Annotated in this window: 28 protein-coding genes; 6 read left to right on the forward strand and 22 right to left on the reverse strand. The window is 68.8% G+C overall.

Annotated elements, in window-relative coordinates:
• Nucleotides 1–29: 29 nt before the first annotated feature.
• The gene (locus F804_RS0101165; RefSeq protein WP_245540287.1) at nucleotides 30–650 is read left to right on the forward strand and encodes a ribonuclease T2 family protein; all 621 of its coding nucleotides are present in this window, start codon (nucleotides 30–32) and stop codon (nucleotides 648–650) included.
• Here F804_RS0101165 and F804_RS0101170 read toward each other — a convergent pair.
• Together F804_RS0101170 and F804_RS0101175 are read right to left on the reverse strand one after the other, a co-directional pair.
• Nucleotides 647–1,633, reverse strand: coding sequence for an NAD(P)H-quinone oxidoreductase (locus F804_RS0101170; RefSeq protein ID WP_022705912.1), 987 nt, complete (start codon nucleotides 1,631–1,633; stop codon nucleotides 647–649). The two genes, F804_RS0101165 and F804_RS0101170, sit on opposite strands and share 4 nt — an antisense overlap.
• A 26-nt stretch (nucleotides 1,634–1,659) precedes the next feature.
• Nucleotides 1,660–2,313, reverse strand: a complete 654-nt coding sequence (locus tag F804_RS0101175) for a COQ9 family protein (RefSeq protein WP_028725466.1) — start codon at nucleotides 2,311–2,313, stop codon at nucleotides 1,660–1,662.
• 105 nt (nucleotides 2,314–2,418) lie between these two features.
• Between F804_RS0101175 and rpsU the strand changes: the two genes are divergently transcribed.
• Nucleotides 2,419–2,625, forward strand: a complete 207-nt coding sequence (rpsU, locus tag F804_RS0101180; RefSeq protein WP_022705914.1) for a 30S ribosomal protein S21 — start codon at nucleotides 2,419–2,421, stop codon at nucleotides 2,623–2,625.
• Between the two features lie 73 nt (nucleotides 2,626–2,698).
• On the opposite strand, the gene F804_RS16810 is transcribed toward rpsU, so the two are convergent.
• Both F804_RS16810 and F804_RS0101190 read right to left on the reverse strand, forming a co-directional pair.
• Complete coding sequence (locus F804_RS16810; RefSeq protein ID WP_022705915.1) at nucleotides 2,699–3,430, reverse strand: hypothetical protein; 732 nt, start codon at nucleotides 3,428–3,430, stop codon at nucleotides 2,699–2,701.
• Nucleotides 3,431–3,532: 102 nt separating this feature from the next.
• Nucleotides 3,533–3,994: an Lrp/AsnC family transcriptional regulator gene (locus tag F804_RS0101190; protein ID WP_028725467.1), complete on the reverse strand. Its 462-nt coding sequence runs from the start codon at nucleotides 3,992–3,994 to the stop codon at nucleotides 3,533–3,535.
• 137 nt (nucleotides 3,995–4,131) lie between these two features.
• Between F804_RS0101190 and ald the strand changes: the two genes are divergently transcribed.
• Nucleotides 4,132–5,250, forward strand: coding sequence for an alanine dehydrogenase (gene ald, locus F804_RS0101195; RefSeq protein WP_022705917.1), 1,119 nt, complete (start codon nucleotides 4,132–4,134; stop codon nucleotides 5,248–5,250).
• A gap of 36 nt (nucleotides 5,251–5,286) precedes the next feature.
• On the opposite strand, the gene mscL is transcribed toward ald, so the two are convergent.
• The 3 genes from mscL to F804_RS0101210 all read right to left on the reverse strand — a co-directional run bounded on the left by mscL (nucleotide 5,287) and on the right by F804_RS0101210 (nucleotide 6,974).
• Nucleotides 5,287–5,718: a large conductance mechanosensitive channel protein MscL gene (mscL, locus tag F804_RS0101200; RefSeq protein ID WP_022705918.1), complete on the reverse strand. Its 432-nt coding sequence runs from the start codon at nucleotides 5,716–5,718 to the stop codon at nucleotides 5,287–5,289.
• Nucleotides 5,719–5,830: 112 nt separating this feature from the next.
• On the reverse strand, nucleotides 5,831–6,433 hold the full coding sequence (locus tag F804_RS0101205; RefSeq protein WP_040595451.1) for a DsbA family protein: 603 nt from the start codon (nucleotides 6,431–6,433) through the stop codon (nucleotides 5,831–5,833).
• A gap of 13 nt (nucleotides 6,434–6,446) precedes the next feature.
• Nucleotides 6,447–6,974: a DUF721 domain-containing protein gene (locus F804_RS0101210; RefSeq protein ID WP_022705919.1), complete on the reverse strand. Its 528-nt coding sequence runs from the start codon at nucleotides 6,972–6,974 to the stop codon at nucleotides 6,447–6,449.
• 85 nt (nucleotides 6,975–7,059) lie between these two features.
• On the opposite strand from F804_RS0101210, the gene mutY reads away from it, so the two are divergent.
• Both mutY and F804_RS0101220 read left to right on the forward strand, forming a co-directional pair.
• On the forward strand, nucleotides 7,060–8,085 hold the full coding sequence (gene mutY, locus F804_RS0101215; protein ID WP_028725469.1) for an A/G-specific adenine glycosylase: 1,026 nt from the start codon (nucleotides 7,060–7,062) through the stop codon (nucleotides 8,083–8,085).
• Between the two features lie 10 nt (nucleotides 8,086–8,095).
• Complete coding sequence (locus tag F804_RS0101220) at nucleotides 8,096–9,232, forward strand: alkane 1-monooxygenase (RefSeq protein WP_022705921.1); 1,137 nt, start codon at nucleotides 8,096–8,098, stop codon at nucleotides 9,230–9,232.
• 93 nt (nucleotides 9,233–9,325) lie between these two features.
• Here F804_RS0101220 and F804_RS0101225 read toward each other — a convergent pair whose 3' ends face one another.
• The 5 genes from F804_RS0101225 to F804_RS0101245 form a co-directional block, all read right to left on the reverse strand.
• Nucleotides 9,326–10,459 (reverse strand): site-specific DNA-methyltransferase, encoded by a 1,134-nt coding sequence (locus tag F804_RS0101225; RefSeq protein WP_028725470.1) that lies wholly within the window; start codon nucleotides 10,457–10,459, stop codon nucleotides 9,326–9,328.
• A gap of 104 nt (nucleotides 10,460–10,563) precedes the next feature.
• Nucleotides 10,564–11,178, reverse strand: coding sequence for a ribonuclease HII (locus F804_RS0101230; RefSeq protein ID WP_022705923.1), 615 nt, complete (start codon nucleotides 11,176–11,178; stop codon nucleotides 10,564–10,566).
• The gene (locus tag F804_RS0101235; protein WP_022705924.1) at nucleotides 11,175–11,654 is read right to left on the reverse strand and encodes an ureidoglycolate lyase; all 480 of its coding nucleotides are present in this window, start codon (nucleotides 11,652–11,654) and stop codon (nucleotides 11,175–11,177) included. Before F804_RS0101235 ends, F804_RS0101230 begins: the two co-directional genes overlap by 4 nt.
• 9 nt (nucleotides 11,655–11,663) lie before the next feature.
• A complete protein-coding gene (locus tag F804_RS0101240; RefSeq protein WP_022705925.1) occupies nucleotides 11,664–13,349 on the reverse strand; it encodes a glycosyl transferase family 90 in 1,686 nt (561 codons plus the stop codon).
• A 3-nt stretch (nucleotides 13,350–13,352) separates the two neighbouring features.
• Nucleotides 13,353–14,558 (reverse strand): MFS transporter, encoded by a 1,206-nt coding sequence (locus tag F804_RS0101245; RefSeq protein WP_022705926.1) that lies wholly within the window; start codon nucleotides 14,556–14,558, stop codon nucleotides 13,353–13,355.
• A gap of 182 nt (nucleotides 14,559–14,740) precedes the next feature.
• Here F804_RS0101245 and F804_RS0101250 point away from each other — a divergent pair, with 182 nt between their 5' ends.
• On the forward strand, nucleotides 14,741–15,442 hold the full coding sequence (locus tag F804_RS0101250; RefSeq protein WP_169447669.1) for a GntR family transcriptional regulator: 702 nt from the start codon (nucleotides 14,741–14,743) through the stop codon (nucleotides 15,440–15,442).
• Nucleotides 15,443–15,446: 4 nt separating this feature from the next.
• Here F804_RS0101250 and F804_RS15260 read toward each other — a convergent pair whose 3' ends face one another.
• Genes F804_RS15260 through F804_RS0101300 form a run of 10 tightly spaced genes read right to left on the reverse strand, consistent with a single transcriptional unit; the run spans nucleotide 15,447 to nucleotide 26,283 of the window.
• Entirely contained in the window at nucleotides 15,447–16,964 is a 1,518-nt protein-coding gene (locus F804_RS15260; RefSeq protein ID WP_022705928.1) for a class I adenylate-forming enzyme family protein, read from the reverse strand.
• On the reverse strand, nucleotides 16,961–17,773 hold the full coding sequence (locus F804_RS0101260; RefSeq protein ID WP_022705929.1) for an oxepin-CoA hydrolase, alternative type: 813 nt from the start codon (nucleotides 17,771–17,773) through the stop codon (nucleotides 16,961–16,963). Before F804_RS0101260 ends, F804_RS15260 begins: the two co-directional genes overlap by 4 nt.
• Nucleotides 17,773–18,174 (reverse strand): PaaI family thioesterase, encoded by a 402-nt coding sequence (locus F804_RS0101265; protein WP_022705930.1) that lies wholly within the window; start codon nucleotides 18,172–18,174, stop codon nucleotides 17,773–17,775. Before F804_RS0101265 ends, F804_RS0101260 begins: the two co-directional genes overlap by 1 nt.
• Complete coding sequence (locus F804_RS0101270) at nucleotides 18,165–19,160, reverse strand: acyl-CoA dehydrogenase family protein (protein WP_022705931.1); 996 nt, start codon at nucleotides 19,158–19,160, stop codon at nucleotides 18,165–18,167. The genes F804_RS0101265 and F804_RS0101270 overlap by 10 nt, the downstream gene beginning before the upstream one ends.
• Before the next feature lie 4 nt (nucleotides 19,161–19,164).
• Nucleotides 19,165–20,352 carry an acyl-CoA dehydrogenase family protein gene (locus tag F804_RS0101275; RefSeq protein WP_022705932.1) on the reverse strand — a complete coding sequence of 396 codons (1,188 nt, stop codon included), beginning with the start codon at nucleotides 20,350–20,352 and terminating at the stop codon, nucleotides 19,165–19,167.
• Entirely contained in the window at nucleotides 20,352–21,527 is a 1,176-nt protein-coding gene (locus F804_RS0101280) for an acetyl-CoA C-acyltransferase (protein ID WP_022705933.1), read from the reverse strand. The genes F804_RS0101275 and F804_RS0101280 overlap by 1 nt, the downstream gene beginning before the upstream one ends.
• Nucleotides 21,524–23,608: a 3-hydroxyacyl-CoA dehydrogenase NAD-binding domain-containing protein gene (locus F804_RS0101285; protein WP_022705934.1), complete on the reverse strand. Its 2,085-nt coding sequence runs from the start codon at nucleotides 23,606–23,608 to the stop codon at nucleotides 21,524–21,526. Before F804_RS0101285 ends, F804_RS0101280 begins: the two co-directional genes overlap by 4 nt.
• 10 nt (nucleotides 23,609–23,618) lie before the next feature.
• Nucleotides 23,619–24,449 (reverse strand): IclR family transcriptional regulator, encoded by an 831-nt coding sequence (locus F804_RS0101290; protein WP_022705935.1) that lies wholly within the window; start codon nucleotides 24,447–24,449, stop codon nucleotides 23,619–23,621.
• The gene (locus F804_RS0101295) at nucleotides 24,449–25,777 is read right to left on the reverse strand and encodes a TRAP transporter large permease (protein ID WP_022705936.1); all 1,329 of its coding nucleotides are present in this window, start codon (nucleotides 25,775–25,777) and stop codon (nucleotides 24,449–24,451) included. The genes F804_RS0101290 and F804_RS0101295 overlap by 1 nt, the downstream gene beginning before the upstream one ends.
• Nucleotides 25,777–26,283, reverse strand: coding sequence for a TRAP transporter small permease (locus tag F804_RS0101300; protein WP_022705937.1), 507 nt, complete (start codon nucleotides 26,281–26,283; stop codon nucleotides 25,777–25,779). The genes F804_RS0101295 and F804_RS0101300 overlap by 1 nt, the downstream gene beginning before the upstream one ends.
• Nucleotide 26,284 lies beyond the last annotated feature (1 nt).

Below are 26,284 nucleotides of genomic sequence, written 5' to 3' on the forward strand. Positions count from 1 at the left end.
GCGGCTAATCTGTTCCCATGCGCAAGATGATGACCCTGCTTGCGGCCCTTGCCGCGCCCCTTCCCGCCACGGCAGACGTGGCCGGCGATTTCGATTACTACGTGCTGGCGGTGTCCTGGCAGCCGACATGGTGTTCGACCACCGGCGACGACCGCGACGCCCCCGAATGCAGGGGCGGAACGGGCCGCGACTTCAGCGTCCACGGGCTATGGCCGCAATACGAGGATGGCTGGCCGGAATATTGCAACACCCGCGAACGCGACCCGTCCCGGCGCGAAAGCCAGGCGATGGCGGACGTGATGGGGTCCGGCGGCCTTGCCTGGTATCAGTGGCAGAAGCACGGGCGCTGCACGGGGCTGTCATCGCGCGATTACTATGACGCGACACGGCAGGCCTACGAATCGCTGACCATCCCCGAGGTGTTCGACGATCTGGGCCGCGACATCACCCTGCCCCCCGCCGTCGTCGAAGAGGCGTTCCTGGAGGTCAATCCGGAGATCGGCCCCGACGGGCTGACCGTGGCCTGCCGCGACGGCGCCCTGACCGAGCTGAAGATCTGCATGACCAAGGATCTGCAGTTCCGCGACTGCGCCCCGGATGTCCGGCGCGACTGCAGCCGCGCCAGCATCCTGATGGAGGCCGTGCGTTAAGCCCCGACCTTCAGGACGATCTTGCCGATATGCTCGCTCGTCTCCATCCGGCGATGGGCCTCGGCGGCGTCGGCCAGGGCGAATTCGCTGTCGATGGTCACGCCGACCGAACCCGCCGCGATCATGGGCCACAGCTGCTTGCGCAGCTGGTCCGCGATCTCGGCCTTGGCGACATCGGATTGCGGGCGCAGCGTCGAGCCGGTGACGGTAAGGCGGTTCACCATGATCTGCGCAAAGTTCAGATCGACCTTCGGACCTTCGAGGAAGGCGATCATCACCAGCCGCCCGTCCTGCGCCAACGCCTTGATGTTGCGCGGGATATAGCTGCCGCCGACCATGTCCAGGATCAGGTCCGCGCCGCCCGCCTCGCGCAGGATCTTGACGAAATCCTGTTCGCGGTAATTGATCGCCGTCGCGCCCAGGGCCTCGATCGCGCGGCACTTGTCGTCGCTGCCCGCCGTGGCGAAGACCCGCGCCCCAAGCGCGCGCGCCGTCTGGATCGCCATCATGCCGATCCCCGAGGTGCCGCCATGCACCAGGAACCGCTCGCCCCCGGTCAGGCCGCCGCGCTGGACGACGTTCGACCAGACGGTGAAGGCGGTTTCGGGGATGGCCGCGGCCTCGGCCATGGACAGTCCTTCGGGAATGCGCAGCGCGTGATCGGCGTGGCAGACGGCATATTCGGCATAGCCGCCGCCGGGCAGCAGCGCGCAGACCTTCTCGCCCTTGCGCCAGCGGGTGACGCCCGCCCCCACGGCCACGATCTCGCCGGAACATTCCAGCCCCGGCAGGTCGGATGCGCCCGCGGGCGGGTCGTAGGCGCCGGCCCGCTGCAGCACGTCGGGACGGTTCACGCCCGCATGGTCGATGCGGATCAGGATCTGGTCGTGGGTCGGAACAGGCACCGGACGCGTGGTCACGCGAAGCTGGTCGGCCGCGCCGGGGGACGCGATCTCGACCGCGGTCATGCTGTCAGGGAACATCTTCTCTCCTTGGCTTCTGGCGGCGCTCAGCGGGTCTTGCCGGGCAGCGGATGGCTGCGCGGCGCACGGACCCAGCCGAAGGCACCGCGCGTCACGGCGGAAACGCCCGGCAGCCGCGACAGTTTCGCCTTCACCCCCTCGAAGCGCATCACGCCTTCGATCCGGCGGTTCAGGAATTCGCGCGTGTCGGCCCGCCCCTCGGATTCGTCGCCCAGCCAGAACAGCACCGTGGCCGAGATCACCGCCGACAGCGTTGCCCGCTTGGAATACCAGTTCACGTCGTCCGAGTTGTCGCCGAGCCCCGTCCAGATCGCATCGGCGGTTTCCCAGACCAGCCGCGCGGCCAGCCCCGCGTTCTGCGGCATGGCCAGCGTCGCGGCCCCTGCCCTGACCAGTTCGGGATCGACCAGATCCAGCCGCGCCCAGACCGAATCGGACACGCGGTCGCGGAAACGCCCCTGCGGCGGGTCCGTCGCCAGCCTGTCGCGCAGCGCCGCATCCGCCCGCCGGTGATAGGCCGCTGCAAGATCCGCGCCCCCACGCGGGAAATGCACCGCGACCAGGTCGGCAGCCATGCCAATGTCGCGCGCACCCGCACGCAGGGCGGCGTCGTTCATCCCCTCGAAGGGGACGTGGATGAGCGCGGCATCCAGCAGCGCATCGCGGTCGGTCTGGGTCATCATTCGCCTCGTCTGCCGCCAGTCTGGACAAGAAGCCGCCCGTCTGGTATCGGGGCGCTTCCTGCAATTCTATCAACTCTAACCTAGGAAGGTGGTGACAACCACATGCAGGTCAATGTTCGCGACAACAACGTCGAACAGGCGCTCCGTGCTCTGAAGAAGAAACTTCAGCGCGAAGGTGTCTTCCGCGAAATGAAGCTTCGGCAGCATTTCGAGAAGCCGTCGGTCAAGAAAGCCCGTGAAAAGGCCGAGGCCGTCCGTCGTGCCCGCAAGCTGGCCCGTAAAAAGGCACAGCGCGAAGGCGCACTGTAAGACGACGCGAGCCCGCGTTGAAAAAGGCCCCGCGACGCCATGTCGCGGGGCCTTTCCTTTTGCTGGGATCGGATCAGCTGTTGCTGTCGCCCCCATCCGAACCGCCGTCCGAACCGCCATCGGACCCACCGTCCGAACCGCTGTCCGAGCCGCCATCCGATTCGCCGCCGGCATCACCACCGGCATCGGCGTCCGATCCGTCCTGGCTGCCCGTGTCGCTGCCGGTATCGCCCGCATCGCCGCCATCCGTGGCGTCGGTGCCCTCGGTCGTGTCGCCCACGTCGCCCGCGTCGGGGGTCGCGTCCGCGTCACCCGTCATCGAATCGTCGGTCGCACCATCCGTCATCGCATCGTCGGCGCTTTCGTCATCCGGCGTGCCTTCGGTCAGGCCCGGCTGCATCGTGTCGTTATTGGCCGAGCTGGGATCCGCATCCGCCCGCGTCTCGACCCCGTCGACCGAGACGAGGCGACCGTTCGCGGTGCTGTAGACCAGCTCGATCGGAACGCCCGCGCGCTGTGCCGTGACCGTCAGCATCGGGCCTTCGCGGCTGATCACCACGTCGCTGTAGCCCTGGGCGATCAGCGTCTCGGCGATCAGTTCGTTGTTCTCGACGCTTTCCAGCATGGGATAGTCACTCTCGACGACGAACCCTTCCGAGGGCGAGGTCTCCAGCGCGGCCTCGGGGACAATGACCGTGCGGCCCTCGGGGGTGTCGATCTCGGCCGTCTGCGCGATCGCGCCGGTGGCCAGCAGCGTCGCGGTCGCAACGCCCGTCATCAGTGTCTTGAGAGGATTGTTCAGCATGTCTTCTCTCCGCAATCAGATTGCGGCGACAACGTCCGGTAGTGCCACAGTGGTTCCGTCGATGCCGATCACATTGCCATCACGCGGCGACCAGCAGTGGCATCAGACGGGGATTGCGGTGGTGCGGAACACGGTGCGCAATGCGAAGCTGGAATGCATCTGCGCCACGCCCGGCAGGCGCGACAGGTGCTGGCGATGGATGCGCGCGAAATCGTCGGTATCCTCGACCACGATCTTCAGCAGGTAATCCGCCGTCCCCGCCATCAGGTGACATTCCAGCACGTCGGGGATCTGGGCCACGCCACGCTCGAACGCGTCCAGAACCTCGTCGGCCTGGCCCGACAGCGTGATCTCGACGAAGACGGTGGTCTGGCGGCGCAGCGCCCGCGCGTCGAGCAGCGCGACATAGCCCGAGATGACGCCCGCTTCCTCCAGCCGCTGCACGCGGCGGTGACAGGCCGAGGGCGACAGGTGCACCCGCAGCGCCAGCTCGGCATTGCTGATTCGGCCCTCTTTCTGAAGAAGCCCGAGGATACGGCGGTCTATTGCGTCAAGGTCCTGCATGGCCGCAGATTCTTCGAAAACACGCGCCCGCGCCAGCGCTTTCTGCACCGCCCGCCCAAGCCCGGCCTGCATCTTCGCAGCACTTTCGCGCGTTCGGCTGGCATCATCGAACCATCAAGCATTCTGGGAGGAGCGCGATGAAGATCGGATGCCCAAAAGAGATCAAGCCGCAGGAATTCCGCGTGGGCCTGACGCCCGCCGCCGCGATCGAGGCCATCGGACGCGGCCACGAGGTCATGGTCGAGACCGGCGCGGGCCTGGGCGCGGGATATGAGGACGACGACTATGCCGCCGCAGGCGCACGGATCGCCCCGGATGCCGCCAGCCTGTTCGACTGGGCGGAACTGGTGATCAAGGTCAAGGAACCGCAGGCCGCCGAACGCAAGATGCTGCGCAAGGGGCAGGTGCTGTTCACCTATCTGCACCTTGCGCCCGATCCCGACCAGACGCGCGACCTGCTGGCGTCGGGCGTCACCGCCATCGCCTACGAGACCGTGACGGATGCGCGGGGCGGCCTGCCCCTTCTGGCCCCCATGTCCGAGGTGGCGGGCCGCCTTGCGCCGCAGGTCGGATCATGGGCGCTGCAGAAGGCCAATGGCGGGCGCGGCGTGCTGATGGGCGGCGTGCCGGGCGTGCGTCCGGCGAATGTCGTGGTGATCGGCGGCGGGGTCGTGGGAACGGCGGCCGCGCGGGTCGCGGTCGGCATGGGCGCGAACGTGACCGTGCTGGACCGCTCCATCCCGCGGCTGTCCTATCTGGACGACGTGTTCATGGGGCGCCTGACGACGCAATTCGCCAGTGCCGCCGCGACGGCAGAGCTGATCCGCAGCGCGGACATGGTGATCGGCGCGGTGCTGATCCCGGGCGCGGCGGCCCCCAAGCTGGTCAGCCGCGAACAGCTATCCACCATGCCGCAGGGGTCGGTCCTCGTGGATGTCGCCATCGACCAGGGCGGCTGCTTCGAGACCTCGAAGGCCACGACGCATCAGGACCCGATCTACGAGGTGGACGGCATCGTGCATTACTGCGTGGCGAACATGCCGGGCGCGGTCGCGCGCAGTTCGACCCAGGCGCTGTCGAACGCGACCATGCCGCATCTGCTGGCACTGGCGGACAAGGGCTGGCGCAGGGCCGTGACCGAGGATGCGCATCTGCGCGCGGGGCTGTCGGTGCATGAAGGGCAGCTGACCTCGCCCCCGGTGGGCGAGGCGCTGAGCCTGGACGCCGTCACCCCCGAGGGCCTGCTGGGCCTGTGACGGCAAGGGCCCCGGCGCGATGCCGGGGCCGTATCGTCAGACGGTCGGGCTGCGATCGGCCAGCAGATCGCGGATCTGGGCCAGAAGCTCTTCCTGGCTGGGGCCGGCGGGGGCCTCTTCCTTGGCTTCTTCCTTGGGCTTCATGTGGTTGACGGCCTTGACCAGCATGAAGACGACCCACGCGATGATGAGGAAGTTGATCACCGCCATCACGAACGACCCATAGGCGAAGATCGCCGCCCCGGATTCGCGCGCAACCTCCAGGCTGACACCTTCGGGCACGTCGCCCGACAGGACGAAATACTTGTCCGTGAAATCGACGCCGCCGGTGGCCAGGCCGATGATCGGGTTGATCAGGTCGGCCACGAGCGAGTTGACGATCGCGGTGAAGGCCGCGCCGATGATAATGCCGACGGCAAGATCGATCACGTTGCCGCGCTGGATGAATGTCTTGAATTCCTGAATCATTGAACCTGTCCCTTGCTGAACGCGGCACGCCGCTTGGGGGACAGGTTGCGCCGTCCGGGCACGAAGTTCAACATTTCGTGTTCCCCGGACGGCGACGGTCGCGAAGTGCCGCTTACTCGGCCGCTTCCAGCTTGGCGTCGATGACCTCCTTCAGGTCCTCCCACGGCTGGTTGGCCACCTTCTCGCCCTCGATGACGAAGGTGGGCGTCGCGTCGATACCGTCGGCGGTCGCGTTCGCCTGGAAGGTGGCGATCAGCTGTTCGACCTTGGCGGTGTCGTTCCAGCAGGCGGTCATCTGTTCCTCGGTCATGCCGGCCTTCAGGCCGATGCGGCGCAGCTGGGCCGCGATCTCGTCGCCCGAACCGCCCGACAGCCATTCCGACTGTTCGTCGAACAGCATGTCCGCCACGGGATAGAATTTCTCGTCGCCGGTGCAGCGCGCCAGCACTCCGGCCCACAGGCCCGGCTGGTCAAAATAGATGTCGCGCTGGACGAACTTGACCTTGCCAGTGTCGATGTACTCGGCCTTCAGGTCGGGAAAGACGTTCTCGTGGAAATTGGCGCAATGCCCGCAGGTGAAGCTGGCATATTCGATCACGGTAACGGGCGCGTCGGCGTCGCCCAGCACGACATCGGGAAGGGTCTCGGCCTCTTGCGCGACGGCGGGGACGGCAAGGCTCAGCGCGAAGGCGGTCGCGGCGGAACGAAGAAACATGGGACGGATCCTTTCAGGTCTTGCGTGTGGCAATGTTGAGGGCAAGCCGCTGGATCGCGGCGGCCAATGTCGGGTCCTCGAACCCCTGGGCCGCGCGCGTCGCCGCGCGTTCAGCCTCGGGCGAGGGGGGCACGGGTGCGGCCTTGGGCGCGCCCGCGAAGCTGGCCTGCCCCTCGGCGAAGCCGGTCGCGGCGGTCTGGGTCAGGCTGATCCGCTGCACGGCGTTGTAGCCATAGCAGGCGTTCACCCTGTCGCGCAGTTGCGGCAGCTGCATTTCCACCATCGGGGCCATGGGACCGGTCGTCAGCAGCGTCAGCGTCGCCCCGAAGGCCCCGCGCGAATGGCTGATGCGCACGGGCCGCGTCACGGCGGCCAACTGGGGGCCCGCGATCTCGGGCCAGTTGGTCAGCAGGCGCGACACCGCGAATCCGCGCCCTTCGGCGGCCTTCTGCACCCGCTGCGTCAGCAGCAGCGACGCCGCCTGAAAGCCGCGGCTGCGACGACGGGGACGTGCCTTGGTGCTGTCGGACGGCTGGGACATCTGGGCCTTTGCTGGTAACACGTCCCAATCCTTAGCCAGCCACCGCCCCGGATGAAAGCGGGCCAGTCAGTAGAAGGCCACATAATTGCGTGACAATGGGGTGATCGCCCTCGACCTGCTGCAATGGTACGACCGCCATGCCCGCGACCTGCCCTGGCGCATGCCGCCGGGCGGCGCGACCGCCGATCCCTATCGCGTCTGGCTGTCCGAGGTGATGCTGCAGCAGACCACCGTGGCGGCGGTGCGGGCCTATTTCCTGCGCTTTACCGAATTGTGGCCCACGGTCGGGGATCTTGCCGCGGCCGAGGACGCCCGCGTGATGGCCGAATGGGCGGGGCTTGGATATTACGCCCGCGCACGCAACCTGCTGGCCTGCGCCCGCGCCGTGGCGGAAATGGGCGGATTCCCCGACACGCGCGAGGGGCTGGCGGCGCTGCCGGGGATCGGGCCCTATACCTCGGCTGCGATCGCATCCATCGCGTTCCAGCGCCCCGAGACGGTGGTGGACGGCAACGTGGAACGTGTCGTCTCGCGGCTGTTCGCGGTCGAAACGCCCCTGCCCCGCGCCAAGCCCGAGCTGACGGCCCTTGCCGGCACGATCACCCCGCAGGAACGCCCCGGCGATTACGCGCAGGCGATGATGGACCTGGGCGCGACGATATGCACCCCGCGCAAGCCCGCCTGCGCGATCTGCCCGCTGATCGACCACTGCGCCGCGCGCAAGGCGGGCATCGCGACCGACCTGCCTCGCAAGACGCCCAAGGCCCCTAAGCCCGAACGCCGCGGCACCGCCTGGGTCGCGCGATCCGGCGATGCGGTGCTGCTGGAACATCGCCCCGCCAAGGGGCTGCTGGGGGGCACGCTGGCCTTCCCCTCGGCCGGGTGGGACGGGCGCGACCTGCCCCCGCCGGGGCCCGCTGAATGGCGCGATGTCGGCACCGTGCGCCATGTCTTCACGCATTTCACGCTGGAGATGACGGTCATGACCGGAGATCTGACCGGCAACCCCGAACGCGGCGAACTGATCCCCCTGCGGCAGATCGACCGGGACGCCCTGCCGGGGCTGATGCGCAAGGTCTGGGATGTGGCGCGACCGATCCTGACGGCGTAAGCTTCGGGGCATGAGCGAGTCGTCCCATGCCCGCATCCCCGCCGCAGCGCCCTTCTGGCTGTCGGTCGCGCTGATCCCGCTGGTCGCGCTGGCCGCGTGGCTGGGCGGCTGGTGGTGGGCGATCGTGCCGTTCTACGCCTGGTACCTGTCCACCGCGCTGGACGGCATCCTGGGCCTGAACGAGGACAATCCCGACCCCGAAACCGCGACCGAGCACCTGTTCTGGCACCGCGCCGTCACCATCGTCTGGTTCCCGCTGCAATTCGCGATGATCTTCGGCGCGATCTGGTGGACCGGCGCGGGGCAGCTGTCGGGCTGGGAACGGGTGGGGCTGTTCTTCGCCATCGGCATCGTGTCGGGGACCATCGGCATCGTCTATGCCCACGAGCTGCTGCACCAGAAATCGCCGCTGGAACGCTGGCTGGGCGACCTTCTGCTGGCCAGCGTCATGTATTCGCATTTCCGGACCGAGCATCTGCTGGTCCATCATTCCTGGGTCTCGACCCCCCGCGACGCGGTTTCCGCGCGATATAACGAGGGGTTCCACCGCTTCTTCTGGCGCGTCCTGACCGATGGCCCGCGCAGCGCGTGGCGGGCCGAGACCGGGTTCCTGAAACGCGCGCGCCGCGGGCCGTTCGACCGGCGCAACCCGTTCTGGCGCTATGCGGCGCTTCAGGGCGGGATGCTGGCGCTGGCGGCGCTGCTGGGCGGCTGGGCCGGGATCGGCCTGTTCCTGTTCCAGGCCTTCGTCGCCGTGTGGCAGCTGGAACTGGTGAACTATGTCGAACATTACGGCCTGTCGCGCAAACATCTGGGCGAGGGGCGGTACGAACCCGTGCGCCCGCGTCACAGCTGGAACGCCAGCCACAAGGCCACGAACTGGCTGCTGATCAACCTGCAGCGCCATTCGGACCACCACACCAAACCCGACCGCCGCTTTCCCCTGCTGCAGACCTATGGCGCCGACGAGGCTCCGCAGCTGCCGATGGGATACCCGGCGATGACCTTCCTTGCGATGGTGCCGCCCTTGTGGCGCCGCCGGATGAACCCGCGCGTCCGCGCCTGGCGCAAGCAGTTCTACCCCGAGATCACGGACTGGGCGCCCTATAACGAGGGCCAGCTGCCCATGCCCCGCAACGCGCTGTGACGCCATGAAAAAGCCCCGCCATGCGAGGATGGCGGGGCAAGGTGCCCTTCGGCGGCCATGCGGCCTGCCGGTTCGGGTGAAGCAGGGCGGAATTCAGTTCGGACGGGCGTTCTCGCCCTCCATCTCGGCGCGGATCTGCTGGCGCAGGATGTCCAGCGGGATCATCTTGCCCTCGCGCCGGAAATGCCAATAGGTCCATCCGTTGCACGAGGGCGCACCTTCAAGCGCGGCGCCGACCTGGTGGATGCTGCCCTTGACGTCGCGGCCGATCAGGCTGCCATCGGCGCGGACCTTGGCCTTGTGGCGGTTGCCGATGGAATACAGCTCCTCTCCGGGGCGCAGCATGCCGCGTTCGATGACCTGACCGAAGGGGATGCGCGGTTCGGCCCGCTTGGGGCGCGTCGTGGCGATGGCATCGGCGTCCAGCCTGCGCACCCGCGCCAGCCTGCGCGTCGCCACCTCGCGATAGGCTTCCTCGCGCTCGATCCCGATATAGTCGCGGCCCAACATCTTGGCGACCGCGCCCGTCGTGCCGGTCCCGAAGAACGGGTCCAGGATCACGTCGCCGGGATTGGTCGTGCCCACGATCACGCGATGCAGCAGGGATTCCGGCTTCTGCGTGGGGTGGGCCTTCTCGCCGGCCGCGTCCTTCAGGCGTTCGCCTCCGGTGCAGATCGGCAGCACCCAGTCGCTGCGCATCTGCGTGCCCTCGTTCAGCGACTTCAGCGCCTCGTAGTTGAAGGTCGTCTTGCTGGCTTCGGATTTCGCGGCCCAGATCAGCGTCTCGTGGGCGTTGGTCAGCCGCTTGCCGCGAAAGTTCGGCATCGGGTTCGACTTGCGCCAGATCACGTCGTTCATGATCCAGAAGCCCTGGTTCTGCAGTTCGCTGCCCACGCGGAAGATGTTGTGGTAGCTGCCGATGACCCAGATCGCGCCGTTCGGCTTCAGAATCCGGCGCGCGGCCCCCAGCCATGCGCGCGTGAATTCGTCATAGGCCGCAAAGCCCGCGAACTGGTCCCAGTGATCGTCCACCGCATCGACGCGGCTGTTGTCGGGACGGTGCAGGTCGCCGCGCAGTTGCAGGTTGTAGGGCGGATCCGCGAAGACCAGATCCACGCTGCCTTCCGGCAGGCCGTTCATCAGATCGATGCAGTCGCCCGCAAGGATCTGGTTCAACGGCAATGGGCGCGCGGAATCCGCGCGTGGTTCCTTGGTCTTCGTCATTATCTGCCTCTGGGGAGAGCCGGCTTCGGCCGGTCTGGTATCCCCTAAAAATGATTCAGACCCGATTCGTCGTCAATTCGTTTTTTGGAACAATCCCTTGTCAAGTGCTATTTACACAACATCTTGTGGACGGGGGCGAAGCTTTTCCGATGATGTGGTGTCACCCCAAGGCGCTGCAACGCCTCCTTGTGGGCGGGGGTCGGGTATCCGGCATTGCCGTCCCAGCCATAGCCCGGGTGCTGTTGCGCCAAATCCACCATCACGCGGTCTCGTTCGACCTTGGCCAGGATGGACGCCGCCGCGATCGAGACGCTGCGCGCGTCACCCTTGACCACGGCCTCGGCGGTGCAGTCCAGGCCCTGCGGGATCAGGTTTCCGTCGATCAGCGCGTGGCAGGGTCGCTGGCGCAATGCGGCGACCGCGCGGACCATCGCAAGCTGGCTGGCGCGCAGGATGTTCAGGCGGTCGATCTCTTCCACGCCCACATGGATGACAGCCCAGTCGCAATTCGCGCGGATCCATTCGTCCAACGCCTCGCGCCGCCTGGCCGTCAGCTTCTTGCTGTCGTTCAGGCCCGGCGGCAGGTCGCCCTGCGGCAGGATCACGGCGGCGGCGGTGACGGGACCGGCCAGCGGGCCGCGCCCGACCTCGTCCACGCCCGCGACCAGCATCGCACCGCGCGCCTGCGCCGCCAGTTCGAAGGACAGGTCAGGCCCGCTCATCGTGCGATCCTGACGGTCGGGATGGTGACTTCCTGCAGGTTCGTTCCCTGCCCCTCGCGGTCGATCACAAGGAAATCGGCCGCGCGATCCAAGGGCGTCAGCACCCCGTGCCACACGCCTGCGCGCAGGTTCAGCCCCACCCCCGGCAGCACGAGGAACGCCAGCGGCCGCCCCGGCACTCCGTCCACGTCATGCGCCACGACCGACAGCCACATATCGGGGCCAAGCGGCATGAAGGCCTGGCTGCCCAAGGGATGGCGTTCCAGAAGATCGCACTCATACGGCAGCACGACCGGTTCGGACCGGAAGATCGAGATGATCGCCTCACCCCCGCCGCGCTCGACCGTGGCCAGCGCGTGATGGCGTTCGCAGCGACCGCGATTGATCATGCGGTCGGGGGCGGGTTTCGGGGTCAGCACTTCGCCGAAGGGGGCGAAGGCTTCGGGCGTCAGGGGCGCGATGCGAATGGTGTCCATGCCCCTGCCTTATCGCGCCGCCGCGATCCCGTCGAGGATCAGGCGCATGACCTGCTGCCGCGCCTCGGGGTCGCGCAGGCTGCGCAATTCGGTCCGGGCGGCGCGTGACATCTCGCGGCAGCGGTCGGGATTGGCCCGCGCCCAGTCCAGCTTCTGCCGGATGTCGGTCATGTTCCGCGCGACGGGGATGAAGTGTCGCCAGGGCCGGAACCTGCCGGAATAGAACACCTCCCAGCCGTCATCCTCGGCCAGAAGGACGCCGTTGCCGTCCAGCGCCTGCACAAAGTTCGACCCGTGGTCATAGCCGGTCATGCACAGCTGGTACCGGAAGCGGCGGAAATCGTGCAGGTCCATCCGGGGGCGCAGGAAAGGCGCGATCAGCGGGTCCGAGGCGAATTGCCGGAAGCCCCAGGCCAAGACGACGCCGATATCGAAATCCGGATCGTCGATGAAGCGCGTGACGAAGCTCAGCCGGTTGGTGTTGCGCAGCCGGTCCCATGCCTCGTCGCGCAGCGCCGGATCGGCCAGCTGCGACAGCAGCACATGCGCGGCGGCACCGGGCTTCACCCCTTCGGTCATCTCGGACCCCGAGATCATGCCCCGCCAGACGAGGCGGTCCTCCTTGGCGTCCCAGGGGATGTCGTCGGGCGGCGTTTCGGGATCGAAGCCCGGCAGGCCGATCGCATGCTGGTCGGGTAAGGGCCATAGGACCGCGTTCACGGCCCCCGCGCGGCGGTTGTGGCAGATGACGGGCCGGTCCAGCGCATCGCCCTGCGGGCTGCCGAACCAGCGCGAATCCTCCATGTCGATGCGGACGGGATCGCGGCGGTCCAGTGCAAGGATGTCGTTCACAACGCCCTCGGCACGCAGCAGCTTGAAATGGCGGTCGGGTTCCGGAACGGCGACCGCGCCGTCCGGCCCCTGCGCCACCGCCAGCCTGCGCCCGCGCCCCTCGGGCGTCGCAAAGCCTTGGCCGTCCCAGTCGCAGGCATGCCGCGACAGGCCCGCATTACCGCCCTGCCCCCGGCGCAGATCGCCCAGGCAGAAACGGGCCACGTCCTCGGCCCAGCCGGGCGGGGCCACGGGCGGTTCGGGTCGTGCCATCAGGCGGGCGGCACCGATCGCGGGCCGCGACGGGGCGGGCCATTCCGCGAAGGGCGGCGGCCCCATCGGCAGGATCGCCCCCAGCCTTTGCGCGAAATCGGCAGGCCCTTCGGTTGCGTGGTCCAGCCGGATCAGACGGGGATCGTCACCGAACAAGTCCTCCAGCCGCGCGCGGTGTTCCTCGAGCTGTTCGTCCCACAGCCCCGGCAGCGTGGCATCGGGCAGCCCCGTCCGCCGTCGCCAGCAGGCCAGCGCATCGCCCCGCCCTGCCCGCCACAGCGACCAGCGGGGGTCCGGCTCGATCATCAGGAAATGCGCATGGGGCAGGCTGTCGCGCAGGAACCGCAGACAGCGCCACGCCTCCAGCGGGGGGCGCCAGATCGGCGCATGCCGATAGAGGCCCGCGAAGAAACGCGCCTCCGGCCAGCGGCGCAGCGGCGGGCGATTTCGTGCCATGGCATGGAACACATCCTCGGCCAGGGCGCCCTTCTGGTGCAGCAGCGCCTGATGACCGCTTTCGCGGAACATCCGCACAACGGCATATTCGAGCGGACCCTCGGGGCCGACATGGATCACGACGGGCTGCGTCATGGATCAGCCCGCGACCGGCCTGCGCGGCAGGAAGATCGCCAGCACCCCAAGCACGGGCAGCACCGAACACAGCCCGAAGACCCACTCGATCCCCTGGCTGTCGGCCAGCACGCCCAGGGCCGCCGCGGCGATCCCGCCCATGCCGAAGGCGAAGCCGAAGAACAGCCCCGCGATCATGCCCGTCCGCCCCGGCACCAGTTCCTGCGCGAAGACCACGATGGCCGGAAACGCCGATGCCAGGATCAGCCCGATGGCGAAGGCCAGCGCGCCCGTCGGCACCAGCCCCACATGCGGCAGCGCCAGCGTCAGCGGCAGCACCCCCAGGATCGAGAACCAGATTACCCGCAGCGGGCCGATCCGGTCGCCGATGACGCCGCCCAACATCACACCCCCCGCCATGCCCAGCATGAACAGGAACAGCATGATCTGCGCGCCCTGCGCCCCCAGGCCGAACTTCTCGATGGTGAAGAAGGTGAAGTAGCTCGCCATCGAGGCGGTATAGATGTTCTTGGTGAAGGTCAGCACGGCCAGCACCGCGATGGCGCGGATGATGGTGGCGCGCGGGAACGGCAGGCTGCGGTCGGGCATGGCCGCGCCCGCGCGGCGGCGCGTCTCGGCCCAGGCGCCGACGCGCCACAGGATCGCCACCCCAAGCGCCGCCGCCACCGCGAACCACGCGACCGCGGGCCGCCCGAGCGGGACGACGATGAAGGCCGCAAGCAGCGGGCCCATCGACTGGCCGAAATTCCCGCCCAGCTGGAACAGCGACTGCGCCGTCCCAAACCGCCCGCCCGATGCCAGCCGCGCCACGCGCGAGCTTTCGGGATGGAACACCGCCGAGCCGACGCCGATCATCATCGCCCCCGCCAGCAGCATCGCGTAATGCTGCGCGGTGGCCAGCATCAGCACCCCGCCCAGGGTCGAGATCATCCCGAAGGGCAGCGACCGGGGCTGCGGGTGACGGTCCGTCGCCATCCCGATCAGCGGTTGCAGCAGCGATGCCGTGACCTGGAACGCGAAGGTCATCACCCCGATCTGGGCATAGCTCAGCGCGAATTCCGCGCGCAGCAGCGGATAGATCGCCGACAGCAGCGACTGCATCACGTCGTTGACCATGTGGCACAGGCTGATGGCCGTCAGCACCCCCCACGAGGTGGCCATTCCGCGCGTCGCCGCGCCTGCGGGGTTCATCGCCAGGTTGATCGACACGCCAGTCCCTCGCCTCTAAATCTTGCACATCGTGCACTTATGACATTGGAAAGTAAAGGAAAACGTCGTGATTCAGCCATTTTTGTCCATTCCGACAGGTGCGCCTTCGGGTTAAACTTACCTAACCTGAACCAAAGCATCGGAGGTGCGGACGGGTGAAGATCGGGAATGAAGGCGGAATGGTGACGCGACCTCGGGTCCACAGCTGGCAGTCGATCCGGGAGCATGTGCTCGACCGGATCCGATCCGGCGAATGGGCCCCCGGCGATCTCATCCCGACCGAGCAGGAGCTTGCGCAGCAGATGGGCTGCGCAAGGGCGACGGTGAACCGCGCGCTGCGCGAACTGGCCGAAAGCGGCATCGTGCAACGCCGCCGCAAGGTCGGCACGCGCGTCGCCGCCACGCCGGTCCGCCGGATGACCCTGCGCATGCCCCTCATCCGCGACGAGGTCGAGGCCATGCGCGCCGCCTATCGCTACGAGATGACCGGCTGCGAGCATCGCGTCGCCACGCCCCGCGCCGCAGCCGCCCTGTGCCACGGCATGCCCGAGGAACTGGTGATGGTCCGCACCCGTCACCTGGCGGATGACAAGCCGCATTGCTGCGAGGCCGTCTGGCTGCATCCGGGCCATCTGGACCTGCCCGATCCGCAGCATTTCGGCGACGAGGCCCCGCATGACTGGCTCAACCGCAGCCATGCCGTCACCCAGACGCGCTTCGCGATCCTGTCGGAAGGCGCCAGCGGATCCTGCGCGGTCAACCTTGGGCTGCCCGACGGCACGCCGGTCCTGGCGATCGAACGGACCAGCCTGGTCGATGGCGTGCCGGTCTCGTTCGCGCGCCAGTTCTATCCCCCGGACCACAGGCTGGTCTTCGACGACTAGGCCGTCAGGCGGGGCTGTTCAGCAGGTCCGCGAAATGCTCGATCAGGCGGTGCTTGAGGATCTTGCCCGTCGCCGCCGCCGGCAGCGGGCCGCAGATCACGATGCGACCGGGGCGCTTGTAGGGCGACAGGCGCTCGGCCGCGTGACGGGCCAGCTCGTCGCAGGTGACCTCGGCATGGCCGGACAGCTGGCAGAAGGCCAGGATCTCCTCGTCGCCGCCCTCCAGCTTGCGCCCGATGACGGCCGCCTGCAGCACGGCGGGATGGTCGTTCAGCGCGGCCTCGACCTCGGGGGGATAGACGTTGAAGCCGCCGCGGATGATCAGCTCCTTGCTGCGGCCGACGATATGCAGCCGCCCCTGCGGGTCCAGCCGCCCCAGATCGCCCGTGCGCAGCCAGCCATCGGCGGACAGCACCTGCGCGGTGGCCTGTTCGTTGCGGAAATATCCGCGCATGACATGCGGGCCGCGGGTCAGCACCTCGCCGGTGCCGGGTTCGCGTCCGACGGATTCGTCCAGCGCGATCTCTGCCCCCGGCAGCGGGATGCCCGCCGAGGGGTCGGGATCGCCCTTCTCGTTCACCGTGATGGTCACGCCCGCCGTCGTCTCGGTCATGCCATATCCGTTCTGCAGGGCAAGGCCGTAGAAATCCTCGGCGCGGCGCTTCCAGTCGGGGTCCAGCGGCGCGGCCCCGCTGCTGACATAGCGCAGCGGCCCCTCCAGCCGCGTCATGCCGCGCGAGCGGGCCTCGGCCATGATTGCGGCGTGCATCTGCGGAACGGCGGGCAGGACGGTCACGCCCCCCACCAGCGCATCCAGCACCGCGCCCGCGCTGAAGCGCGGCACCAGCATCAGATGCGCCCCCGAGGACAGCCCCGCGCAGGCCATCGAGGTCAGCCCGAACACATGCGTCATCGGCAGCGCGCCATAGATACGGTCCTCGGGCACGATGCCGCGCAGCCTGGCCGAGGAACCGCCCCCGAAGATCAGGTTGCCATGGGTCAGCATCACGCCCTTGGGCGTGCCCGTCGTCCCGGTGGTATAGAGGATGACCGCCGTCATGCCGGCATCGTCCTCTACCGTCTCGGGGTCGACATCGAACGGGCCCTCGACGTGAAGCGACGCATCGGCCAGGTCGACCGGGCGTGCGTTCGCGGCGGCGGCATGGTCGCGGGCAGGCTCGCTGACATCGGACAGGTACAGCGTCAGGCGGGGGCGGGTATGGTCCGCGATCTTGCGCAGCTCGGGGCCGGTCATGCGCGCGTTCACGGGAACGGCCACCGCGTCCATGCGGCTGGCGGCCAGCAGCAGGACGGGCACCGTCGCCGCGTTCTCGGACAGGACCAGCAGGCGGTCGCCCGCGCGCAGGCCCAGCCCCCGAAGGTCATCGACCGTCCGCAGCACCAGCTGCTGCAGTTCATGGTAATCGAACGTCCGACCCGTCCAGTCGGTGATGGCGGGCCGGTGCGGATGCGCATGGGCCGCGCGATCGAACAGCTGATGGATGCGGACGTCTTCGGTCATGATTCCTCGCGCAATCTTCGGAAGTCGGGTTTGCGTTTCTCCAGGAAGGCGCCGATCCCCTCGGCGGCTTCGGGTGCGGCAAGCGCATGGGCCATCGCGTCGCGTTCGGCGACCAGCTGCGCCTCGAAGGCGATCTCTCGCCAGCCGGTCAGCAGGCGCTTGATCGCGGCCTGAGCCTCGGCGGGACCGGCGGCCAGCCGGTCGGCCAGCGCCATCGCGGCCATGATCGCCTCGCCCGGTTCGGTCAACTCGTTGACGACGCCAAGCGCGTGCAGCCGCTCGGCCCCCAGGGGCAGGCCCGTCAGCGCCATCTGCGCCGCGACCTGCGGCGGCAGGGCGGCGCCCATCGCGGCGGTCAGCCCCCCGTCGGGCACCAGGCCCGCATTCACATAGGCCGCCGTGAACTGCGCGTTCCGCGCGGCGATCACCATGTCGCAGGCCAGCGCAAGGGACATGCCCGCCCCTGCTGCGCCACCTTCCACCACGGCGATGACCGGGCGGGGGCAGTTCACGACCGCGCGGATCAGCGCGTTCAGCGCGTCGATGCGGGCGCGGCGGTCCTCGTCGGACAGGTGCTGCGCGGTGATGAGCGAGTTGAGATCGCCCCCCGCGCAGAAGAAATCCCCTTCGCCCATCAGGATGACCGAGCCGATGCGGGGGTTGTCCGCGGCCAACGTCAGCGCGTGGTGCAGCCCCTCGTAGAATTCGGGCGTCAGGGCGTTGCGGCGACCGGCGTTGCGGTTCTCGACCACGAGGCGATCGCCAAGATCGCTGATCTCGCAATGGGGGTTGGTGAGGGGCGTGGACATCAGGGCTCCTGTCGGGACTTGCGGAAGACGCCGGTCGCCGTGGCGATCAGCGTTCCGTCCTGATGCCGCAACGCGCCCTCGATGAACAGGGTGCTGCGACCGCCGCCGGTGATGCGGCCCCGCGCCTCGACGATGCCGGGGCGACCGGGCGCGACATAGTTCACCGTCAGCGAGAGCGTGGTGAAGGGATGGCGCCCCGTCGGATCGACCGTCAGGCTGCCGGTCGTGCCCATCGCGCTGTCCAGCAGCGTGGCGGCCAGCCCGCCATGCAGCATCCCCTGCCGGTTCAGGTGCCGGTCGTCCAGGTCCAGGCGGCAGGCGGCGGTGCCGTCGCCCGCGCCGATATCGACGACATAGCCGATCAGCCGCTGCGTCCCGGTCTCGTCCAGGATCAGGTCCATGCGGCCTCGCCATTGGCAAAGCGTTCAAGATGGTAATCCGCATCCCCCATCGCGGTATCGCCCGCGATCAGGCGGCGGATCATGCCCGCCAGCGCGTATTCCTCGGTCATGCCGATGCCGCCATGCAGCTGGACGGATTCCTCGGCGACCAGACGGGCGACGCGGCCCACGGTGACCTTGCAGGCCTGGACGTGGCGGTCGCGCAGATGCGGCTCGGCGTCCAGATGCGCGGCAAGGTTCACGACGGCGGATCGCGCCTGTTCGCGTTCGACCGTCAGTTCGGCCGCGCGATGGGCCAGCGCCTGGAAGTCGAACAGCGCGCGCCCGAACTGCTTGCGGGTGCGCAGATAGTCCAGCGTCAGATCCACCGCGGCCTCGATCTCGCCCAGGGTGCGGGCGGCATGGGCCAGCGCGGCGCGGGACAGGACCGCGCCGAAATCGGACAGGCTGCCCAGCCGCTGCGCGGGGGTTTCCGCGAATTCCAGATCGGCACCGCGCTGGCCGTCCATCATCGGGAACGCGGTCAGGGCCAGACCCTCGGCGCGGGCGGCGACCAGCCACAGCGCGTCGGCGGTGGTGACGATCAGGTGGGTCGCATCCTCGGCCCCCGCCACCATCGTCTTGCGGCCCGTCAGGCGGTCGCCGTCGGCGCGGATGGCCACGCCGCGATCGGCGCGCGTGCCGGGTTCGGCATCGGCAAAGGCCGCGCGGGCCTCGTCGTCGGGCATGCCCGCCTGCGCCAGAGCGGCGCGCCCGATCATGGTGCCGATCAGCGGCAACGCGGCACCCGCGCGGCCCAGCTCCTCGAAGACGAGGGCCACGGCGGCACCCGATCCGTCGAAGCCGCCCTCGTCCTCGGTCAGCAGGGCCTCGATGACGCCGGCCTCCAGCAGGGGGGCCATCGCGTCATCGCCCGTGTGGCGGTTCAGGATGCCGCGCAGGCTGTCCTGCAGCATGCGGTGTTCGTCCGAAAGGCTGAAATCCATGCCCTTACCCCCGTGCCAATGCGCCGGCGATGATGCCGCGCTGGATCTCGTTCGAGCCGCCATAGATCGACAGCTTGCGGTTGTTCAGCCAGGTCGCGCTAGCGGCCAGCGCCTCGTCGGCGCCAAGGGGCTGGCCCTCGTTGCCGCCTTCGGACGGCAGCGCCATCGCCCAGCCGCCATAGGCGCGGCGCGTCAGCGCATCCAGCCGCTGGCGGATCTGCGTGCCCTTGATCTTGAGCATGCTGCTCTCGATGCCCGGAGCCTGGCCCTGGGCGGCGGCGGACAGCATCCGCAGGTTGGTGGTGGACATGGCCATCAGCTCGATCTCGACCTCGGCCATCTGGGCGGCAAAGACGGGATCCTGCGACAGCGGGCGGCCACGGTGGATCTGGGCCCCCGCGACGCGGCGCAGGTTGTCCAGCGCGGCGGTCGCGAAGCCCACCCCCGCAATGTTGGTGCGTTCATGCGTCAGCAGGTATTTCGCATAGGTCCAGCCCTTGTTCTCCTCTCCGACCAGGTTCTCGGCGGGGACCTTCACCTCGTCGAAGAAGACCTCGTTCACCTCGGCGGTGCCATCCAGCAGGACGATGGGGCGGACGGTGACGCCGGGCGTCTCCATGTCGATCAGAAGGAAGCTGATCCCCTCCTGCTTCTTGCCCTCGGACGAGGTGCGCACGAGGCAGAAGATCATGTTCGCGTGCTGCCCGAGCGTGGTCCAGGTCTTCTGGCCGTTCACGACGTAATGGTCGCCCTGCCGTTCCGCGCGGCAGCGCAGGCCCGCAAGGTCGCTGCCCGCGCCCGGTTCGGAATAGCCCTGGCACCACCAGTCGTCGCCGTTCAGGATGCGCGGCAGCCAGCGGTCCTGCTGCGCCTTCGACCCGAACTGCTGCAGCACCGGACCCAGCATGGCGATGCCGAAGGGCACGACGCGGGGCGCATGAGCGCGGGCGGATTCCTCTTCGAAGATGTGGCGCTGGATCGCGGTCCAGCCCGCGCCGCCGAATTCGACGGGCCAGTTCCCGGCCAGCCAGCCGCGCGCGTTCAGCTTGGCGTGCCAGCCCTCCATCTCGGCCTTGGTCAGGGGTTGGTGCAGGCGAACCTTGTCTGCCAGCTCGGGCGACAGCTCGGATTGCAGGAAGCCCCGCACGTCGTCGCGAAAGGCATTTTCCTCGGGGGTGAAACGCATATCCATCAGAAGATCTCCAGAAGTCCGGCAGCGCCCTGGCCGCCGCCCACGCACATGGTGACGACGCCCCATTTCGCGCCGCGCCTGCGGCCCTCGCGCAGCAGGTGACCCGCCGCGCGCGCCCCGGTCATCCCGAACGGATGGCCGATGGAAATGGCGCCGCCATTGACGTTGTACTTGGCCGGATCGATCCCGAGCGTGTCGCGGCAATAGAGACACTGGCTCGCGAAGGCCTCGTTCAGTTCCCACAGGTCGATATCGTCCACCGTCAGGCCCGCGCGTTCCAGAAGGCGCGGCACGGCGAAGACGGGGCCGATGCCCATCTCGTCGGGGCCGCAGCCCGCGACCGCAAAGCCGCGGAACGCCCCGAGCGGGCTCAGACCCTCGGATGCGGCGACCTCGGCATCCATGACCAGCAGTGCGGCCGCGCCATCCGACAGCTGCGAGGCGTTGCCGGCGGTGACGAACTGGCCCTGCCCGCGCACGGGCTCCAGCCGGGACAGCGCCTCCAGCGTGGTGCCGGGGCGGTTGCCCTCGTCGCCCGCGATGGTCGTCTCGCGTTCGGATGTCTCGCCGGTGGCCTTGTCGGTCACGGACATGGTGACGGTCAACGGGATGATCTCGTCCGAGAACAGCCCCGCATCCTGCGCGGCGGCGGTCCGGGCCTGGGACTGGACGGCATATTCGTCCTGCGCCTCGCGGGTCACGCCATAGCGGGCGGCGACGATGTCGGCGGTCTCGATCATGGGCAGGTACAGGTCGGGGCGGTTGGCCTCGATCCAGGCCTCGCGGGAATGGCGGACGGGCGGCTGCACCATCGAGATGCTTTCCACCCCGCCGACCAGCACGGCGCGCGCGCCGTCATGGGCCACCATCTGCGCGCCCATCGCCAGCGCCTGCAGGCCCGATGCGCAGAAGCGGTTCACCGTCGCGCCCGCGATGCTGTCGGGCAGGCCCGCGCGGATCACCGTCTGGCGGGCGATGTTCCCGCCCGTGACGTATTCGGGATAGCCGCAGCCCCAGATGCTGTCCTCGATCAGGGCGGGGTCGATGCCGGAACGGTCGATGACGGCGCGGGCGGTGGCGGCGGTCATGACCGCGCCATGGGTCATGTTGAACGCGCCGCGCTTCGCCTTGCCGATGCCGGTGCGTGCGGCCTCCACGATGACAGCCTGTCTCATGCGCGGGTCTCCTTATTCAGTTCGGCAAGCGGCGATCCGATGGCCGCCATGCGGCACAAGAGCGGTGCGGGTTGCCAGAAATGGTCGTCGTCCTTGGAAAAGCGATGGATGTCGTCCAGGACCGATTTCACCCCGACCGTGTCGGCCCAGTGCATCGGCCCGCCCCGCCAGCGCGGGAAGCCGTAACCGTTGAGCATCACCACATCGACATCCAGCGGGCGCAGGGCGGTGCCGTCCTCGACCGTGCGGGCGGCCTCGTTGACCATCGCGGCCATGGTGCGGGCGACGATCTCGTCATCGGTGAAGTCGCGCGGCACGATGCCCAGATCGGCGCGGACCTGCGCCAGCAGGGGGGCCAGCTCGGGATCCTCCTGCGGGCCGTCATCGCCATAGATATAATAGCCGCGCCCCGTCTTGCGGCCCAGGCGGCCCAGCTCGTACAGCCTGTCGGCGAAGACCGGGACGCGGTCGCGCGGGTGACGGTCCGCAGCCTTGCGCTGCCGCGTCATGTAGCCGATATCCAGCCCCGCAAGGTCGCTGACCGCATAGGGCCCCATTGCGAAGCCGAAACCGGTCAGCGCGCGATCCACCTGATAGGGCGAGGCCCCGTCCAGCACCATCGCATCCACCGCCGCGCGGTAATGCGACAGGATGCGGTTGCCGATGAACCCGTCGCAGACCCCTGCCCTGACGGCGATCTTCTTCAGCCGCCGCGCCAGCGCGAAGCCGGTCGCGGTGACCTCGGGGGCGGTGCGGTCGGCCACGACCACCTCCAGCAGGCGCATCACATGCGCGGGCGAGAAGAAGTGCAGCCCGATCACGTCGCCCGGACGACCGGTCGCCTGCGCGATGCGGTTCACGTCCAGATAGGAGGTGTTCGTCGCCAGCACGCAGCCGGGTTTGGCCACGCGGTCCAGTTCGGCGAAGACCTGCTCCTTGACCTCCATGGATTCGAAGACGGCCTCGATCACCATGTCGGCCTGCGACAGCGCGTCATAGGCCGTGTCGGTGCGGAAGGCGTCCGACAGGATCGCGTCGCGGCGTTCGGACTTCAGCTTGCCGCGCTTGACCGCGCCCTCCAGCAGCTTGGCGACGGTGGCGCGGGCCTTGTCGGCGGCCGCGTCGTCACGCTCGATCAGGGTCACGTCCAGCCCCGCGATCAACGAGGCGACCGCGATGCCCGCGCCCATCGTGCCGCCGCCGATCACGCCCAGCCGGTCCAGAGGGCGCGGATCGACGCCCGCGATCTCGGGCAGGTGCCCGACCGCGCGTTCGGCGAAGAAGGCGTGGATCAGCGCCGCGCGCTGCGGGCTGTCCATCAGGTCCATGAAGGCGCGGCGTTCCAGTGCCATGCCGTCCGCGAAGGGCAGCGCCATCCCCTGCACCACCGTATCAACCGCGCGGGCCTGCGCGATCTGGCCGGGTACGCGGCGTGCAAGATCGGCCTTCATCGCCTCGGCCAGGTCCACGCCCTGTTCGGGGGCGGGCAGATCGCCGGTGCGGCGCGGGGCGTGGCCCGCCAGCTCCGCGGCCAGCGCCATCGCGGCATCGGTCAGGTCGCCATCGGCGATGCGGTCGATCAGGCCCAGATCCGCGGCCTCGGGGGCGGGCATCTGTCGGGCCGAGGTGATCATCTTCAGCGCGGGCTCCAGCCCGATCAGGCGCGGCAGGCGTTGCGTGCCGCCCGCGCCCGGCAGCAGGCCGAGCGTCACCTCGGGCAGGCCCATCCGGGCCGAGGGCGCGGCCACGCGGGCATGGGCGCCCATCGCCAGTTCCAGCCCGCCGCCAAGCGCGGTGCCGTGGATCGCGGCGACGACCGGCTTCTCCAGCGCCTCGATCCGGGCGATCACGTCGGGCAGGAAGGGTTCGCGCGGCGGCTTGCCGAATTCCGAGATGTCGGCCCCCGCGACCCAGGTGCGGCCCGCCGCCAGCAGGACGCAGGCGCGCGCGCCGTCATCGGCGGCGAATTCGTCGGCGGCGCGGACCAGCCCGTCGCGCACGGCATGTGACAGGGCGTTCACGGGCGGGTTGTCGATGGTGATGACGCCGATCTCGCCCTCGCGGCGATAGGTGACGGTCATGATGTCTCCTTCAATCGTTCGGGCTGCCGGGCCAGGCGGGATTGCCTTGCTGCCCGATCAGGATCTGCAGGCGGGCCACGGTCTGTTGCAGACGCGGGCCGACCTCGGAATGGATGCGGTCCAGCGGCAACACGTCGTCCAGCGCACCGCAGGAAAAGGCCACCGGCCCCGCCAGCCGCGACGACCGGAACGGCACCGACACGGCCGAGATATTGCGCGAGTAGCGCTGTTCCTTGCGCACGACGGTATAGCCATTGGCCATCAGCTGGTCGCGCGCCTCGAGGCGCAGCGTCTCGTAGTCGGACCCGTCCAGCGGGCTGTCGGGGCGGTCGCCCAGAAGCCAGCCGAACTCCTCGCGCGTGGTGGCGCCCAGCACCGCCATCCCCGAGGACGACGCGCCGATGGGCAGGCGGTGCCCGACCTCCAGCCAGATCGAGGCCGCCTGCTGCGGACGCCAGGTCCGCATCAGCGCCACCTTGTCGCGGTCGCGCACCGCGAACAGCACCAGCGTTCCGGTCAGGTCGGCCAGCTGCTGCATCATCTCCTCGGCCGGGTCGAGGAAGGCCAGCGAGGACGCCGCCACATGGCCCATCGCCAGCAGCGTGGGCCCCGGGCGATAACGGTCGTTGCGCTGCGGCTGGGTCAGGTATCCCAGGCAGCCCAGGGTGAAGGTCAGCCGCGACACGGTGGATTTCGGCAGCCCCGTCCGTTCCGCGATCTGCGCGTTGGTCAGCCCGTCATCGCCCGTCCGGAAGGCGCGAAGCACCGACAGGCCCCGCGCAAGCGTCGTCGCGAAGTTGCGGTCGGCCTCGTAATCCGGACGGGGTGCGTTCAGGTCCATCACATCGATCCCGGTATCAGGGTCGAGATGATCGGGAACAGGATCAGCAGCACCAGCACCAGCAGGTCCACGAACAGGAACCGGCTGACCCCCGAGAAGATCTGCCCGATGCCGACATCGCGCGTGACGTTGCCGACCACGAAGACGTTCAGCCCCACGGGCGGCGTGATCAGCCCGATCTCCAGCAGCTTGACCACGATGACGCCGAACCAGATCAGGTTCAGGCCGTAACCCTCGATCAGCGGCACCATGAAGGGCAGCGTCAGCACCATGATCCCGATCGGATCGAGGAACATCCCCAGCACCAGGTAGATCAGCACCAGGACCAGCATCAGCGTCAGGAAGGACAGCTGCGCATCCTCGACCATGCCGACGACGGCACCGGCGATGCCGGTCAGCGCGACGAAGCTGACGAAGATCTTGGCGGCCCCCGCGATCAGGAAGATGGCGGCGGTCTGGGTCAGGCTCTCGCGGATGGCCATGATGAAATGGGCGAAGGTCAGGCGGCGCTGGACGACGCCGATCAGCGTGGTCAGCACGACGCAGACGGCTGCGGCCTCGGTCGCGGTGAAGATGCCGCCATAGATGCCGCCGACGATGACGACGAACAGCAGGACGGCGGGCCATGCGGCGATCGCGGCCTCGGTCCGGCTGGCGCCGTCGCGGGCGGCCTTGGGCGCGGCCGCGGGATCGCGGCCCACCCACCAGGCGATGACCAGCAGCATCCCCGCCAGCGACAGCAGCCCCGGCAGGATGCCCGCAAGGAACAGCTGCGCGATCGAGGTCTCGGTGAAGATGCCATAGAGGATGAACAGGACCGAGGGCGGGATCAGCGACCCCAGCGTGCCGCCCACCGCGACCGATGCGGTCGCAAGGCGCGGGTCGTAGCCCATGCGCATCATCTCGGGGACGCAGATGCGGCCCATGGTCGATGCGCAGGCGATGGACGACCCCGAGATCGCGCTGAAGCCGCCGCAGCCCATGACCGAGGCCATGGCGACGCCGCCGGGCAGCGGACGCAGCCAGACCGCCGCCGCGTCGTAGATGCGCGTGGTGATCCCGGCATAGAAGGCGATGTTGCCCAGTGCGACGAACAGCGGGACCATCGACAGGTCGTAGCTGTGCACCAGGTCGAAGAAATTCGCGAACACGACCGAGCTGGTCGGGTTCAGCGCCCGTTCCGGCATCCAGCCCCCGGTCCGGGTCGCATAGACGAGGAAGGTGCCGACGCTTGCCACCGCCGCCAGCGTGAAGGCGATGGGCACGCGCATGGCCAGCAGCACCAGCACCACCACCAGCGCCACGAGGCCGATCGTCATCGGGTCCATCAGCTCACCTCGCTTCCGTTGTCGTCGCGGATCACCCCGCCCCGTGCCAGCTGGCCGATATCGCCCAGCAGCATCACGACCAGCCGCAGCCACATCAGCGCCAGTCCCAGCAGGAACAGCGCGACGCCCGGCCAGCGCGGCAGGTTCAGATCGCCATAGTAGAACTCGCCCGAGGTCCAGACCTGCGAGGTCACGCGCCAGGCGGCGAAGATCAGCGGGATCAGCGCCAGGACACCGACCAGGTGTCCCAGCACGACCAGCCTGCCCCGCAGGGCGACGGGCATCCGGTCGCTGAAGAAGGTGACGGCGACATGGCCGCGCGCGGCCGTCGCCGCCGCCATCGGCAGGATCACGGCGGCGACCATCAGCTCGCGCACCAGGATGATGGCATCGGGCAGCCCCGAGCCGCCCAGCCAGCGCATTCCGACATTGACGAAGATCACGCCGGCAAGCGCGATCAGCGCCAGGACCGCAAGGTCCAGCAGGGTCCGCTCGATCACCCGCATC

This window comes from Paracoccus zeaxanthinifaciens ATCC 21588 (genome assembly GCF_000420145.1).
GTDB classification, from domain to species: domain Bacteria; phylum Pseudomonadota; class Alphaproteobacteria; order Rhodobacterales; family Rhodobacteraceae; genus Paracoccus; species Paracoccus zeaxanthinifaciens.